Origin of the sequence: Thermopolyspora flexuosa, assembly GCF_006716785.1 — a bacterium.
Lineage (GTDB): Bacteria > Actinomycetota > Actinomycetes > Streptosporangiales > Streptosporangiaceae > Thermopolyspora > Thermopolyspora flexuosa.
Genome location: NZ_VFPQ01000001.1, coordinates 2810616 through 2824161, shown reverse-complemented (window position 1 = coordinate 2824161; position 13546 = coordinate 2810616). Strand labels below are relative to the sequence as shown.

Sequence of the window (13546 nt, the reverse complement as noted above, 5' to 3'; positions counted from 1 at the left end):
CATGAGCGAACCGACCACCCAGGCCGCACCGGCGGCGCCGTCCGTCAACCCGCACGCCAACCGGCGGCAGGTGCTCTACTGGCGGCTGCTCGCCCACCTGTTCGACCACGAGGAGCAGCCGTCCCTCGAGCGGGCGAGCGTCGCGGTGCTCACCGACATCGGCCTGCCCGCGGCCCTGCTCGACCCGGCGACCTCGGTCGACACCGTGGTGCAGCGCTTCCCCGAGCTCGCCGGCGAGCTGCCCGGCCTCATGGTCCCGGAGAACCTCGGGCCGGACGAGCCCGGCGCCGGGCCCGGCCCGGCCGAGGTGCGCCGCGCCGCGCTCGTGTCGAAGCTGCTGCTCAACGTGTTCGCCACCGGCGACGGCAACGTCACGGCGACCCAGCTCGCCCGCTGGCAGCAGGACGCCGGCTGGCTGGAGCGCGCGGTCGGCTGCGCGCCGGGCGAGCTGCGCGGCCACCCCGCGCGCGGCGAGCTCGGCGGGGTGCTCGCCGGGCTCGAGGGCGAGCTGGTCCGGCGCATGCACCTGCGGGAGGTGCTCGCCGACCCGAAGCTCGCCCGCCGCCTCACCCCCACGATCACCCTGGTCGAGCAGCTGCTGCGGGACAAGGCGAACCTGTCCGGCGTCGCGCTCGCCAACGCCAAGGCGCTCATCCGCCGGTACGTGGACGAGGTGGCCGAGGTGCTGCGCACCCAGGTGGAGAAGACCAGCGTCGGCCAGATCGACCGCTCGGTGCCGCCCAAGCGGGTGTTCCGCAACCTCGACCTGCGGCGCACGATCTGGAAGAACCTCGTCAACTGGAGCCCGGAGGACCAGCGGCTGTACGTCGACCGGCTCTACTTCCGCCACACCGCCCGCCGTACCACGCCGGCGCGGCTGATCGTGGTGGTGGACCAGTCGGGCTCCATGGTCGACGCGATGGTCAACTGCACCATCCTCGCGTCGATCTTCGCCGGGCTGCCCAAGGTGGACGTGCACCTGATCGCGTACGACACCCGGGCGCTCGACCTCACCCCCTGGGTGAACGACCCCTTCGAGGTGCTGCTGCGCACCGACCTCGGCGGCGGCACCGACGGCACCGTCGCGATGCGGCTCGCCCGCGAGAAGATCGCCGACCCGCGGAACACCGCGATGGTGTGGATCTCCGACTTCTACGACGATCGGGCGCTGATGGCCGAGTTCGAGGCCGTGCACCGCTCCGGGGTGCGCTTCATCCCGGTCGGCTCGGTCAACAGCTCCGGCCACCAGAGCGTCGACTCCTGGTTCCGCGACCGGCTCAAGGCGATGGGCACCCCGGTGATCTCCGGGCACATCCGCAAGCTCGTCGCCGAACTCAAGACCTTCCTCAGCCTCGGTTAGGAGAGATCACCATATGTCTGACATGCTGCGGGCGCCGGCCGAGATCAAGTACGCCGACGAGCTCGACTACCTGGAGTCGATCGACACCGGCCCCAAGCCCTTCTCCTGGCGGCTCAGCCCGCGCATGGTGCGGCTGTTCATCCTCGGTTCCGAGCCGTCCGACGGGCTCGACCGCGAGATCCCGCAGAAGTGGTTCGGCGACCGCTCCTTCGTCGAGCGCAGCATCGTCACCCTCGCCTCCGACCGGGGGCTGCTGCTCATCGGCGACCCGGGCACCGGCAAGAGCTGGCTCGCCGAGCTGCTCGCCGCGGCGATCTGCCGCAACTCCACGCTCGTGGTGCAGGGCACGGCCGGCACCACCGAGGACCACATCAAGTACTCCTGGAACATCTCGATGGTGATCGCCCGCGGCCAGTCCCGCGAGGCGCTCATCCCCTCGCCGATCATGACCGCGATGGAGCAGGGCGTGATCGGCCGGTTCGAGGAGCTCACCCGGGCCACCAGCGACGTGCAGGACGCGCTGATCTCGATCCTGTCGGAGAAGTACGTCGCCATCCCCGAGCTCGACGAGGACAACATCGTCTTCGCCAAGCCCGGCTTCTCCATCATCGCCACCGCCAACAGCCGCGACCGCGGCGTCAACGACCTGTCCTCGGCGCTGAAGCGGCGGTTCAACTTCGTCCGCATCCCGGTGGTCGCGAACAAGCGGAGCGAGGCGGAGATCGTCCGGTTCCGCACCTCCGAGCTGCTGCGCCGGCACCGCATCGAGCTCGAGGTGCCGCCCAGCCTGCTCGACATCCTGCTGCAGAGCTTCGCCGACCTGCGCGCCGCGGCCGCCTCGGCGAAGAGCGACGAGGAGCGGCTGGAGTCGTCGCTGTCCACCGCCGAGCAGATCGGCGTGCTGGAGGACGCGATCCTGCACAGCCACTTCTTCGGCGACCGCACCCTGCGGCCGGAGACCCTCGCCGGGTCGCTCGTCGGCTGCCTCGCCCGGCGCAGCCCGGAGGACCTGGCGATCCTCAACAAGTACTGGCACGGCGTCGTCGAGCCGCGCGGCCGGGAGGGCGGGCCGTGGCAGGAGTTCCTCGAGGGCGGCCGCCAGGCGCTCGCCACCCTGTCCTGACCACGCACGCGGACACCGGAGACGGACCTGCCCCGCATGGACACCGACATCGACACCGACATGGACACCGCGCTGACGACCGGCCCCGGCGGCGGGCCGGTCGGCGGCGGCGCCTTCGCCGCGCTGCGCGCCCAGCTCCTCGACGCCGCCAAGGCCTTCACCGGCGAGCCCGACGCGCTCGCCGGGATCCTCACCGGGATCGTCGACGACGTCGACCGGGCCCTCGCCGAGCGGCTCGAGATCTTCCCGGTCTGCCACCACTCGCCCGCCTCCGCCCTGGCGATGGCCCGCCGGCTGCGCGAGAAGCGGCCCGAGGTCATCTACCTGGAGCTGTGCGAGGACATGCGGCCGCTCCTCGACGAGCTGCGCAACTGCCGCCTGCCCGTGGCGCTCCAGGCGTTCGCCGCCGAGATCGACGGCTTCCCGGCCGAGTGGGCGCCGCTCAGCGTGGTCGCCCCGATCACCGAGGCGTCCGCCGAGTACCAGGCGATCGCCTACGCGCTCGAGACGCCCGGCGTCGAGCTGGTGCTCGTCGACCGGTCCGCCGACCACGTCTTCCAGTGGGAGCCGCGACGCCCCGCCGCCGGGCCCGGCGCGGAGGCACCGGACGAGGAGGCCGCGCTGCACGGGGACGCCGTCGGCGTGGAGATCGGCGACCTGCGGCCCCGGTTCGCCGACCTCGAGGCGCACCTGCTGCGGCACGGCCGGGTGCGGCACTGGTCGGAGTGGTGGGACCAGTACGTCGAGCAGCCGCTCAGCGGCGCCGACTACGCCACCTACCGCCAGGTCATGATCATGATCGGCAGCCTGTTCCGGCGGCTGCGGCCCGACGACACCGAGCGGCTGCGGGTCGACGAGGACCGCGAGCGGTACATGTGGACCCGGATCCGCGAGCACCTCGCCGCCACCGGCGCCGACCCCGAGCGCTGCATGTACGTGTGCGGCGCCTTCCACGCCGCGAGCCGGGTCGAGCAGTTCGGCCTCGACTCCGACGCGCCACCGTTCGCGATCCCGCCGCGCACCGGCACCCGCTGGCTGTACGGGCTCATCCCGTCCAGCCACTCGGCGATCGAGGCCCAGTTCGGGCTCGCCCCCGGCTCGGTCTCCATCGCCGCGGCGACCTTCGCCAAGGCGGTACGGCGCACCAGGGTCACGCCGTTCCGGCTGCGCGGCGGCAAGGACGGCACGGACGGCACGGACGGCGCGGCGGCCAAGGGCGGCGGCCGCGGCCGGGCGGCACGCCGTACCGCCGCGCCCGCCCCGGCCGCGTCGGAGCCGGTGACCGACCGGCTGTCCGGCTTCCTCACCGGGCCGCCCGCACTCGACCCGCTCGACGAGGCCGAGCTGCGCGACTGGTGCGTGGAGATCGTGCGGCTCGCCCGCCGCAACGGCTACCAGGCGAGCACCGCGGACGCGATCGCCGTGTTCGAGACCTCGATCCTGCTCGCCGGCCTGCGCGACCGGGCCCGGCCGACCCCGTACGACTTCCAGGACGCCGCGGTCACCTGCATCGAGAAGGACACCGTGCCCGGCCGCCGCGACATCCGCCGGCTGTGCGAGATCATGCTCGGCGGCGACCGGGCCGGGCAGGTCGGCTACGACGCGCTGCCGCCGCTCGCCCGCGACGTGCACGACCGGCTCGCCCCGCTCGGCCTCGACCTGCAGAAGCGCACCATCCAGCGGGCCCTGCTCGACCTGCGCGCCGACCCGCACCTGGAGCCGTGCTCGCGGCTGCTGTGGATGCTGCGCTACCTGCTGCCCGACCGCGCGATCCGCCCGATCATGGGCGAGCTTCGCCTCGGCGAGCGGTCCATCCAGGAGAGCTGGGACCTCGACATCGGCCGCAACCAGCGGGCGATCATCGAGCTGGGGTACGAGGGCGTCACCGTCGAGCAGGTGCTCGAGCGGCGGCTGCGCCGCGCGGTGCACGACCCCAAGGCCACCGCGGCGACCGCGCTCGCCGCCGTGGAGGACGCGTTGGTGTTCCTCGGCTCCCGGCGGCTCGCCGACGAGCTGGGCGCGCGGGCGGTGGAGCTGCTCGCCGCCGAGCGCACCGTCGACCACGCCCCCGAGGTGCTGCGCCGCATCCGCCGCCTGCTCGCCCACCACCGCTCGACCGGGCCGGAGCTGCCCGCCTGGTGCCAGGCGTTCGTCGCCACCGGGTACGCGCACTACTGCACCCTGCTGCCCACCGCGTTCGCCGACGACGCGGCGAACGTGCGGCAGGTCGCGGCGATGCTCTCCTTCCTCGTCACGCTGGAGAACCTCGCCATCTCCCTCGGCTGCGACCGCGCCCAGCTCGAGATCGCCGTGCGCCAGGCGCGGCCGGAGGGCGCGGCGAAGACCGCGCTGCTGTGGGCCGCCCGGACCCAGCTCGGCCTGCTGCCGCGCGAGGAGCTGCGGGCGCGCTGCGACGAGCTGCTCGGCAACCCGCTCACCGTGCCGTCCGTGCCGGAGTACGTGAGCGGGTTCGTGCAGGCGCTCGACCTCGCGCCGGGCCTCACCCCGTTCGTCGTCGAGCTGCTGTCCAAGGCGTTCGCCCGGCTCCCGGACGCGGTGCTGCTGCCCTGGCTGCCGCGGCTGATCGCCACGCTGCGCGCGCAGGCCGCCGAGCTGGTGCCGCTGCTGGTCCGGGAGGCGGGCCGTACCTTCCCGGCGGACCTCGCCGCGCTCGACGCCTGGACGCCGCCCTGGGCGGCGGCGCGGGCCGCCCGGCCCGCCCGCGCCTCCGCCCCGGCCGCGCCGGCGTCCGGGCCGGTGCCCGGGCTGCTCGCCGGACACCCGGCGGCCACGGACGCGGTCGCGCGGCTGCTCGGCTGCGGCACCGGGTGGCGGGCCGTGCCGGCCGGCGGGGGCCCGGCCACCCATCCGGCGCTCGCCGGCCTGCTCGCCGCACACCCGGCGACGGCCGAGGCGGTGGCGTCCCTGGTGGCGTGAGGTCAGGACACGATCGCCTGGTGCACGAGCTGGCGCAGCCGGGTGCGGATGCGGCGGGTGCCGAACCCCATCGCCTGGGTGAGGAAGATCACGGTGATCTCCTCGGCCGGGTCGACCCAGAACACGGTGCCCGCCGCGCCGCCCCAGTGGTACTCGCCGGGCGAGGCGACGGTCCGCACCGCGACCGGGTCCTGCACCACGGCGAAGCCCAGGCCGAAGCCCTCGCCCGGCACCGCCTCACCGAACGGCGTGCGCGCGAACGCCTTCAGGTCCGCGCCGCCGGGCAGGTGGTTGCGGGTCATGTAGCCGATCGTGCGGGGGCCGAGCAGCCGCACCCCGTCCAGCTCGCCGCCGCGCAGCAGCAGCTGCAGGAACCGGTGGTAGTCGGCGGCGGTGGAGACCAGCCCGCTGCCGCCGGAGGGCACCTTCGGGCGCCGCGCCATGCCGTCCCCCGGGTCGGTGAGCGTCAGCCGCCCGTCCGGGCCCACGGCGTACAGCGAGGCGGCGCGGTGCAGCTCGCCCTCCTCGGCCCAGAACCCGGTGTCGGCCATGCCGAGCGGCCGGAAGATCCGCTCGGCGAGGAAACGCTCCAGCGGCAGCCCGGAGGCCACCTCGATCACCCGGCCGAGCACGTCGACCGCGATCGAGTAGGTCCACCCGGTGCCCGGGTCGAACAGCAGCGGCAGCCCGGCCACCCGGTCGGCGAGGTCGGCGAGGTTCTCGCCCGGCAGGTTCAGGCCCGCCAGCCCGGCGTTCCGGTACAGCTCGCCCAGCGCGTCCGGGCGCTGCCAGCCGTACACCAGGCCGGAGGTGTGGGTGAGCAGATGCCAGATCCGCACCGGCTCCTCCGCCGGCCGGGTCACCGGGGCCGACGCCGGGCCGGACTCGTAGACCCGCAGGTCGGCGAAGGAGGGGATGTAGTCGGCGACCGGGTCGTCGAGGGTGAGCGCCCCCTCCTCGAACAGGGTCATCAGCGCCACAGAGACGACCGGCTTGGTCATCGAGAAGATCCGGAACAGGGTGCCCGGCTCGACCGGCGCGCCGGAGCCGAGGTCGCGCGCCCCGTACGCCGACAGGTGGGCGATCTCGCCGCGCCGGCTCACCAGCACCAGCCAGCCGGGCAGCCGCCCCTCGTCCACATACCGGGCGAAATGCGCGTCGATCCGCCGCAGCCGCTCCCGGTCGAGGCCGACCTCCGCCGGATCACAGGTGACCTGCAACTCTCCCAAACCAACTCCTCATCGTTCGACGGCCGCACGCCTCCGGGCGTACGGCACGGCCACGAAACCGGAAGCAGCGGGACATGCCGTGCGAATTCCCGCCCGGCTGCCTCGGGGTGGAGATCACCTCACGGAGGGGTGGGGCTAGAGTGCGAAGAGGGCCCCCAGAGAGCCGGGCCGAGGCGGTGTGGAGGTGAGGCTTCGCGGACACGACCGCGGACGAGCGGGCAGGCAGGAGCGAGGGACGGCTTTCCGAGACGAGCGAGGAGGCGGGAGTCCGTGGGTGAGGCTGCCGTTGGACCCGGCGGTGGTGCGGTGCTGCGGCTGCGCGACCGCGTGTTCGGCGACGAGCCGCTGGTGATGGCGATCGTCAACCGCACCCCCGACTCCTTCTACGACCGCGGCGCGACCTTCGCCCGGGAGAAGGCGCTGCAGCGCGTGGACGAGGTGGTCGCCGAGGGCGCGGACATCGTCGACATCGGCGGGGTCAAGGCGGCCCCGGGCACCGAGGTCGACGTGGCCGAGGAGATCGAGCGCACCGCCCCGTTCGTCGCCGAGGTCCGGGAACGCCACCCCGACCTGATCATCAGCGTGGACACCTGGCGGCACGAGGTGGGCCGCGAGGTGTGCCAGGCCGGCGCGGACCTGCTCAACGACGCCTGGGGCGGCGCCGACCCCAAGCTGGCGGAGGTCGCCGCCGAGTACGGCGTGGGCCTGGTGTGCACCCACGCCGGCGGGCTGCGGCCGCGCACCCGCCCGCACCGCGTCGCGTACCGGGACGTGGTCGCCGACGTGATCGAGCGCACCACCGCGCTGGCCCGGCGCGCGGTCGAGGTGGGCGTCGACCCGCAGCGGGTGCTCATCGACCCCGGCCACGACTTCGCCAAGAACACCTGGCACTCGCTCGAGGTGACCCGGCGGCTGCACGAGCTCGTCGCCACCGGCTGGCCGGTGCTCGTGTCGCTGTCGAACAAGGACTTCGTCGGCGAGTCCCTCGGCCTGCCGGTGGAGGAGCGCATGTACGGCACGCTCGCGGTGAGCGCGCTGTGCGCCTGGCAGGGGGCGCGGGTGTTCCGTGCGCACAACGTCAAGCCCACCCGCCAGGTGGTCGACATGGTGGCGGTGACCCGGGGCGTGCGGCCCCCGGTCCGGGCCGTGCGGGGGATGGCATGATCGTCGCCGTGGCCTGCGTGCCGCAGGCGCCGCTGCTGCTGCCGGGCGTCACCGGGCACCCGGTGCCCGAGGTCGAGGAGCTGCGCGCGGCCGCCCGCGCCGCGGTCCGCGACGTGGCCGAGTCGGGCGTGGACGAGATCGTCGTGCTCGGCGCCGCCCCGGCCACCCGCACCTACCCGCCGGACGCGCCCGCCCCGGCCGGCCGGATCGCCCCCGCGCCGGATCGCCGCCCCGAGGCCGACCCGCTGCCGGTGGCGCTCGCCGTCGCCCGCGCCCTGCTCGAGCCCTGCCCGGTGCCGTGGCGGCTGGAGGGCGTCGGCGCCGACGAGTCCGCGCGGGCCGCCGCCGAGGCCGGCGAGAAGATCGCCGCGCTGCCGGGCCGTACCGGGCTGGTGGTCGCCGCCGACGGCAGCGCCCGCCGCGGCGAGAAGGCCCCCGGCTACGTCGACCCGCGCGCCCCCGAGACCGACGCGCTGATCCGCGACGCGCTCGCCCGCGCCGACACCGCTGCCCTGCTCGCCCTCGACCCGGCCCGCTGCGCCGAGCTGCTCGTCGCGGGCCGGGCGGCCTGGCAGGCGATGGCCGCCGCCTGCCGCGACGGCGAGTGGACGGCCCGCCTGCGGTACGAGGCCGACCCCTTCGGGGTGGCCTACTTCGTGGCCACCTGGGAACGGGCGGGCGAGGGGAGGGCACGATGAGGCGCATCCACACGCCCGCCGAGGCCCGCGCGCTGGCGGACCTCGCCGCCGCCGCGCTCACCCTCGACCTCCCCGAGGCCCCCGAGCTTCCGGTACGGCTCGCCACCCCGCCGCCGGCCCGCCGCTGGGCCGCGTTCGTGCTCGGCGAGGACGACGGCGTGGTGTTCACCTCGGTCGACGACCGCGACCCGGAGGTCGGGCACATCGACCTGATCGCCGTCCACCCCCGGGTCCAGGGCCGCGGGTACGGCAAGGCCCTGGTGCGGGCGGCCGAGGAGTGGCTGCGCGGCGAGGGCGTGCGGCGCGTCCGGTGGGCCGGGAACCCGCCGTGCTACGCATGGCCGGGCATCGACGTGCGGGCCACCCCCGCGGCCTGCCTCGCCGAGCGGCTCGGCTACGAGCATGACGGCATGGCGTGGAACATGACCGCCGACCTCACCCGCGACCTGTCCACGCCCGAGCCGCCGCCCGGCGTCGTCGTCGCCTCCGCCGAGCCGGGGGAGCGGGCCGAACTCGCCGCGTTCGTGCGCGAGCACTGGAACGCCGAGTGGGCCTGGGAGGTGGAGAACGCGGTCGGCGTGTACTACGCGGCCCGCGACGGCGAGATCCTCGGCTTCGCCGCCTGGGGCGCCCGCCCCGGCTGGTTCGGCCCCACCGGCACCGCCCCGAGCGCCCGCGGGCTCGGCATCGGCCGGGTGCTGCTCCACCGCTGCCTCGCCGAGCAGCGCGCCGCCGGGATGACCACCACCCAGATCGGCTGGGTCGGCCCGCTGCGCTTCTACTCGCGCGCGGTCGGCGCCCGCGTGGAGCGGGTCTTCTGGCAGTACGCCCGCGACCTGGCCGCCTGACGCCACGTGCGGCCGCCGCGGCGCAGGTGCCGCAGCGCGGCGAGCGCCGCGTTGTAGCCGCACATGCCGTGCACGCCCGGCCCCGGCGGGGTGGCGGCCGAGCAGAGGAACACCCCGGGGACGCCGGTGGCGTACGGGTCGAGGGCGATCCGGGGCCGGAACAGCGTCTGCAGGCCGGTCATCGCCCCGGTGGCGATGTCCCCGCCCACGTAGTTGGGGTTCGCCGCGGAGATCCGGGCCACGGTGCGGATGTGCCGGGCCGCGACCCGCATCCGGAACCCGGGGGCGAACCGCTCGATCTGGTCGACGATCAGCTCGGTGACGTTGCCCGGGTGGCCGTGCGGCACGTGCGCGTACGCCCACACCGGATGCAGGTCCCCCGCCGAGCGCGACGGGTCGGCGAGGTACTGCTGGCCCACCAGCACGAACGGCCGCGCGGGCATGCGGCCCCGGGCGACCGCCTCCTCGGCCGCGGCCACCTCCTCGAGGGTGCCGCCCAGGTGCACGGTCCCGGCCCGGCGGGAGTACTCGTCGCGCCACGGCACCCCGCCCGCCACCGCGAAGTCCACCTTGTAGGCGGCCGGGCCGTACCGGAACCGGCGGTAGGCGTGGGCGACGCGCGGCGGCAGCCGGCGGCCCGCGATGCGCAGCGCGGCCCGCGGCGAGACGTCGAGCAGCACCACGTCGAAGCCATCGAGCTCGTCGAGCGACTCGATGCGCACCCCGGTCTCCACGGTGCCGCCGAGGTCGGCGAGCAGCGCGGCGAGCGCCCGCACGATCGCCTGCGACCCGCCCTCGGCGACCGGCCAGCCGTAGGCGTGCCCGGCCGCGATCAGCAGCACGCCCACCGCGGCGCTGAGCGGCGCCCGCAGCGAGCCGTACGCGTGCGCCGCGGCCCCGGCGAACAGCGCCCGGGTCTCCGGGCGGCGCCACGCCCGCGCCACCCAGGTCGCCGGGGCCACCGCCCGGGCGGCGAACGCGGCGAGCGTGACCGGGTGGGCGGGCAGGTGGAGGATCGGCCGGAACACGTCGGCCGTCAGGTCGTCGAAGTCCCGGCCGAGCCGCTCGAAGGCGCGCAGCCACGCCTCGCCGTCCACGCCCATCGCCTCGGCGGTGCGGTGGATGTCCCGCCACAGCACCCCGGCCGTGCCCGAGTCGAGCGGGTGGGTCATCTCGATCTCCGGCCACCGCCAGCGCAGGCCGTACCGCTCCAGCCGGAGCGCCCGGAACAGCGGCGAGGCCGCCCCGGCGGGGTGGAACGCCGAGCACTCGTCGTGGACCAGCCCCGGCAGGGTGACCTGCGCCGACCGGGCGCCGCCGCCGAGGACCGGCGCCGCCTCCACCACGTGCACCCGCACCCCGCGGCGCGCCAGGCAGACGGCGGCGGCGAGCCCGTTGGGGCCGCTGCCCACCACGACGGCGGTCGCCATCCCGCTCCCTCCCTCCCGCTCGCTTCCGGTGCGGCCGGACGGCCTCCGACCATTGAACACGAGGGGTGGCGAAAGATCGCGTACGGCTCGGCGCGAGAATGTGCCAATCGCGTCACAGGAGGAGAGGGAGAGATGACCGTGTCGGGTGGGGTGGCCGTGGTCACCGGCGCCGGATCCGGGATCGGGCGGGCCGTCGCGCACGCGCTGCTCGAGGCGGGCTACCGGGTGGCGCTCGCCGGGCGGCGCGAGGACGCGCTCCGCGAGACCGCCGAGGGGTACGCCGACGCGCTCGTGGTGCCGTGCGACGTGACCTCCCCCGCGTCGGTGGCGAACCTGTTCGACCGGGTGCGGGACACGTGGGGGCGGGTGGACCTGCTGTTCAACAACGCGGGCATCGGCGCCCACGGCGCGGTGGACGAGGTCAGCCTCGAGGACTGGGAACGCGTGATCGCCACGAACCTCACCGGCGCGTTCCTGTGCGCCCGGCACGCGGTGCGGATCATGAAGGAGCAGGACCCGCAGGGCGGCCGGATCATCAACAACGGCTCGATCGCCGCGTACGCGCCCCGGCCCGCCAGCGTGGCGTACACCGCGTCGAAGCACGCGATCACCGGGCTGACCAAGTCGATCTCGCTCGACGGCCGGCCGTACAACATCGCGTGCGGCCAGATCGACATCGGGAACGCCGCCACCGACATGACCGCGGCGGTCGAGCACGGGGCGCTGCAGGCGGACGGGCGGATCGTGCCCGAGAAGCGGTTCGACGTACGGCACGCGGCGAGCGCGGTGCTCTACATGGCGAGCCTGCCGCTCGACACCAACGTGCTGTTCCTCACCATCACGGCCACGACGATGCCGTTCATCGGCCGGGGCTGACCGGAGGCCGGTACCTGCGTGCGGCGGGGCCGCGGCATGCGCCCCGCGATCCGGGTCAGCGCACCGGATCGGCCGGGGCCTTCGCGGCCCGCCGCAGCTCCTCGACCGTCACCATGAGATGCTCGACCTGCTCCTCCAGGCGGCGGATCCGCATCTCGAGTTCCGTGACCGACGGGCGCTGCCAGCCCGTGGCGATCTGCCTGCTCATCCCGCTGCCCTCCGATCACGCCCGTAACGGCCGACTCGGGTGTGTTTTCCACCATCCGCCAATACATCCCGTTTGACCAGGGTCTATCGTCACCGGCTTGGTAAAAGGTGACGGGGGATGTCAGGTTAGGCCGCGATCGTGGTGTGCGATGACCGAGACGGCGGCACACGGCCGCCCGCTGGGAAGGGGAAACGCATGCCACGCGCCGAGGGCACCTTCGACGGCGGCTCCTGGGCCGAGAGGCCGCTCGACGAGCGGGAGGGCGCCCGGATCTCCCAGGCGCACCTGACCAAGACCTACCGGGGCGGGCTGACCGGCACGAGCACCACCGACATCCTCATCGCGCTCACCCCGGGTGCAGGGCTCCCGCGGATACGTCGGGATCGAGCGGTTCACCGGCACCCTGGACGGGCGGGAGGGCACCGTCGTGCTCCGGCATGACGCGATGGGCGACCGCGGCGACGAGTGGCTGACCTGGCGCATCCCGGCCGACTCCGGCACCGGCGCGCTGCGCGGGATCCGCGGCGAGGGGCGGCTGCGCGTCGAGGACGGCACGCACCTCTACCACCTCGACTACGAGTTCGCGGACGACTGACGCGCGCGCCGAGGGGGAGTGCGAGCGGGACCGTGCCCCGCCCCCGAGCAGCGGGGCACGCGTCCCACCAATGATCATGGCGGGTCCGGCGACCGCCTAGGCGCAAGTCATGTGAAATCTATGAAAAATCACATGAAACACGTTCGCCGTGGTTCGGCCTGCGGTCAGCCGGGCCGGTGCCGACCGGATCGCCCCGCTCATCGCGGGCCTCCTCGACCGGCCGTGAGGCCGCCGCGGGTCAGGCGGCGGCGCGCTCCGCCACGGCCGGGGCCGGCACCACGGCGCGGGCCGGCCGGTTGCGCCACAGCCACCGCACGTCCCGGCCGAACGACCACGACAGCGAGCCGAGCGCGGCCCCGGCGACCGCGACCGCGGCCGGCTCCGGCAGCAGGCCGGAGCTGCAGGCCACGAGCAGCACGCCCTGCAGCGCCGCCACCGTCTTGCGCGCGAAGCTCGGCGGCAGCGGCGCGCGCAGCCACGGCGCCACCCAGGCCGCCGCGGCGAAGCCGTACCGCATCAGGCCGATGAGCAGCACCCACGCGCCGAGCGAGCGGGCCACGTTCACGCTCAGCACGAGGATGAGGAACGCGTCCACCTCCATGTCGAACCGGGCGCCGAGCGCCGAGGCCGTCCCGGTACGGCGTGCCACGTACCCGTCGACCGCGTCCAGCGCGAGCGCCACCGCGGCGATCGCCACGAGCACCGCCACCGGCGCCTCCCGCCCGATCAGGTTCATCGTGACGAGCGCGGTGACCCCGCCGACGAGGATCGCCCGGGCGAGGGTGACCCGCCCGGCCGGCCCCAGCGGCGTGCCCGAGCGGGTGATCGCGGCGGCGAGGAGGCCCCACACGACCAGGGCGTAGCAGGCGCCGACGAGCCACGCCACCGGATACAGGCCCGCGCTCACCGCGAGCAGGGTGAGCAGCACGGCCTGGGCGCCCACTCCGGCGGCCGGCTCCCACACCGACGCCCTCGTCCCACGCCAATCCACAACGGTCACCGCGCCTCCCAGCGAACTTCTCCGTGTTCCCTATGCTGTGCGGCATGCCCGCAGGGCCTCCCGGCCATGAGGGCATGC

13 protein-coding genes are annotated in these 13546 nt (G+C 74.8%); 9 read left to right on the top strand and 4 right to left on the bottom strand.

Annotated features, from left to right (window positions below):
* The first annotated feature begins 1 nt into the window (after nt 1).
* From FHX40_RS11960 to FHX40_RS11950, 3 genes are read left to right on the top strand one after another with little or no spacing between them, the layout of a single operon-like run.
* Entirely contained in the window at nt 2-1360 is a 1359-nt protein-coding gene (locus FHX40_RS11960; protein ID WP_142259673.1) for a VWA domain-containing protein, read from the top strand.
* A gap of 13 nt (nt 1361-1373) precedes the next feature.
* Nucleotides 1374-2483, top strand: coding sequence for an ATP-binding protein (locus FHX40_RS11955; protein ID WP_142259672.1), 1110 nt, complete (start codon nt 1374-1376; stop codon nt 2481-2483).
* 60 nt (nt 2484-2543) lie between these two features.
* Nucleotides 2544-5420, top strand: a complete 2877-nt coding sequence (locus tag FHX40_RS11950; protein ID WP_170198948.1) for a DUF5682 family protein — start codon at nt 2544-2546, stop codon at nt 5418-5420.
* A 2-nt stretch (nt 5421-5422) separates the two neighbouring features.
* Here FHX40_RS11950 and FHX40_RS11945 read toward each other — a convergent pair whose 3' ends face one another.
* Nucleotides 5423-6649 carry a serine hydrolase domain-containing protein gene (locus FHX40_RS11945; RefSeq protein ID WP_142259671.1) on the bottom strand — a complete coding sequence of 409 codons (1227 nt, stop codon included), beginning with the start codon at nt 6647-6649 and terminating at the stop codon, nt 5423-5425.
* 306 nt (nt 6650-6955) lie between these two features.
* On the opposite strand from FHX40_RS11945, the gene folP reads away from it, so the two are divergent.
* The 3 genes from folP to FHX40_RS11930 are packed head-to-tail and all read left to right on the top strand — an operon-like array spanning nt 6956 to nt 9359.
* A complete protein-coding gene (gene folP / locus FHX40_RS11940; RefSeq protein ID WP_211350431.1) occupies nt 6956-7813 on the top strand; it encodes a dihydropteroate synthase in 858 nt (285 codons plus the stop codon).
* Nucleotides 7810-8511 carry a class III extradiol ring-cleavage dioxygenase family protein gene (locus FHX40_RS11935; protein WP_142259670.1) on the top strand — a complete coding sequence of 234 codons (702 nt, stop codon included), beginning with the start codon at nt 7810-7812 and terminating at the stop codon, nt 8509-8511. Before folP ends, FHX40_RS11935 begins: the two co-directional genes overlap by 4 nt.
* A complete protein-coding gene (locus tag FHX40_RS11930; RefSeq protein WP_142259669.1) occupies nt 8508-9359 on the top strand; it encodes a GNAT family N-acetyltransferase in 852 nt (283 codons plus the stop codon). Before FHX40_RS11935 ends, FHX40_RS11930 begins: the two co-directional genes overlap by 4 nt.
* Here FHX40_RS11930 and FHX40_RS11925 read toward each other — a convergent pair.
* Nucleotides 9290-10789: a phytoene desaturase family protein gene (locus FHX40_RS11925; RefSeq protein ID WP_142259668.1), complete on the bottom strand. Its 1500-nt coding sequence runs from the start codon at nt 10787-10789 to the stop codon at nt 9290-9292. The two genes, FHX40_RS11930 and FHX40_RS11925, sit on opposite strands and share 70 nt — an antisense overlap.
* Before the next feature lie 132 nt (nt 10790-10921).
* On the opposite strand from FHX40_RS11925, the gene FHX40_RS11920 reads away from it, so the two are divergent.
* Nucleotides 10922-11665: an SDR family oxidoreductase gene (locus FHX40_RS11920; protein ID WP_142259667.1), complete on the top strand. Its 744-nt coding sequence runs from the start codon at nt 10922-10924 to the stop codon at nt 11663-11665.
* Between the two features lie 55 nt (nt 11666-11720).
* Here FHX40_RS11920 and FHX40_RS25075 read toward each other — a convergent pair whose 3' ends face one another.
* Nucleotides 11721-11873, bottom strand: coding sequence for a hypothetical protein (locus FHX40_RS25075; protein WP_170198808.1), 153 nt, complete (start codon nt 11871-11873; stop codon nt 11721-11723).
* A gap of 195 nt (nt 11874-12068) precedes the next feature.
* Here FHX40_RS25075 and FHX40_RS26265 point away from each other — a divergent pair, with 195 nt between their 5' ends.
* Together FHX40_RS26265 and FHX40_RS11910 are read left to right on the top strand one after the other, a co-directional pair.
* The gene (locus FHX40_RS26265) at nt 12069-12314 is read left to right on the top strand and encodes a DUF3224 domain-containing protein (protein ID WP_142259666.1); all 246 of its coding nucleotides are present in this window, start codon (nt 12069-12071) and stop codon (nt 12312-12314) included.
* On the top strand, nt 12229-12468 hold the full coding sequence (locus FHX40_RS11910) for a DUF3224 domain-containing protein (RefSeq protein WP_142259665.1): 240 nt from the start codon (nt 12229-12231) through the stop codon (nt 12466-12468). Before FHX40_RS26265 ends, FHX40_RS11910 begins: the two co-directional genes overlap by 86 nt.
* A gap of 238 nt (nt 12469-12706) precedes the next feature.
* On the opposite strand, the gene FHX40_RS11905 is transcribed toward FHX40_RS11910, so the two are convergent.
* Nucleotides 12707-13468, bottom strand: a complete 762-nt coding sequence (locus FHX40_RS11905) for a CDP-alcohol phosphatidyltransferase family protein (protein WP_373286847.1) — start codon at nt 13466-13468, stop codon at nt 12707-12709.
* Nucleotides 13469-13546: the final 78 nt, after the last annotated feature.

Bases quoted from the DNA above. Each gene is read 5' to 3' on its own strand.
- FHX40_RS11960 (WP_142259673.1), top strand. From the start codon at position 2: ATGAGCGAACCGACCACCCAGGCCGCACCGGCGGCGCCGTCCGTCAAC.
- FHX40_RS11955 (WP_142259672.1), top strand. From the start codon at position 1,374: ATGTCTGACATGCTGCGGGCGCCGGCCGAGATCAAGTACGCCGACGAG.
- FHX40_RS11950 (WP_170198948.1), top strand. From the start codon at position 2,544: ATGGACACCGCGCTGACGACCGGCCCCGGCGGCGGGCCGGTCGGCGGC.
- FHX40_RS11935 (WP_142259670.1), top strand. From the start codon at position 7,810: ATGATCGTCGCCGTGGCCTGCGTGCCGCAGGCGCCGCTGCTGCTGCCG.
- FHX40_RS11930 (WP_142259669.1), top strand. From the start codon at position 8,508: ATGAGGCGCATCCACACGCCCGCCGAGGCCCGCGCGCTGGCGGACCTC.
- FHX40_RS11925 (WP_142259668.1), bottom strand. From the start codon at position 10,789: ATGGCGACCGCCGTCGTGGTGGGCAGCGGCCCCAACGGGCTCGCCGCC.
- FHX40_RS11920 (WP_142259667.1), top strand. From the start codon at position 10,922: ATGACCGTGTCGGGTGGGGTGGCCGTGGTCACCGGCGCCGGATCCGGG.
- FHX40_RS25075 (WP_170198808.1), bottom strand. From the start codon at position 11,873: ATGAGCAGGCAGATCGCCACGGGCTGGCAGCGCCCGTCGGTCACGGAA.
- FHX40_RS26265 (WP_142259666.1), top strand. From the start codon at position 12,069: ATGCCACGCGCCGAGGGCACCTTCGACGGCGGCTCCTGGGCCGAGAGG.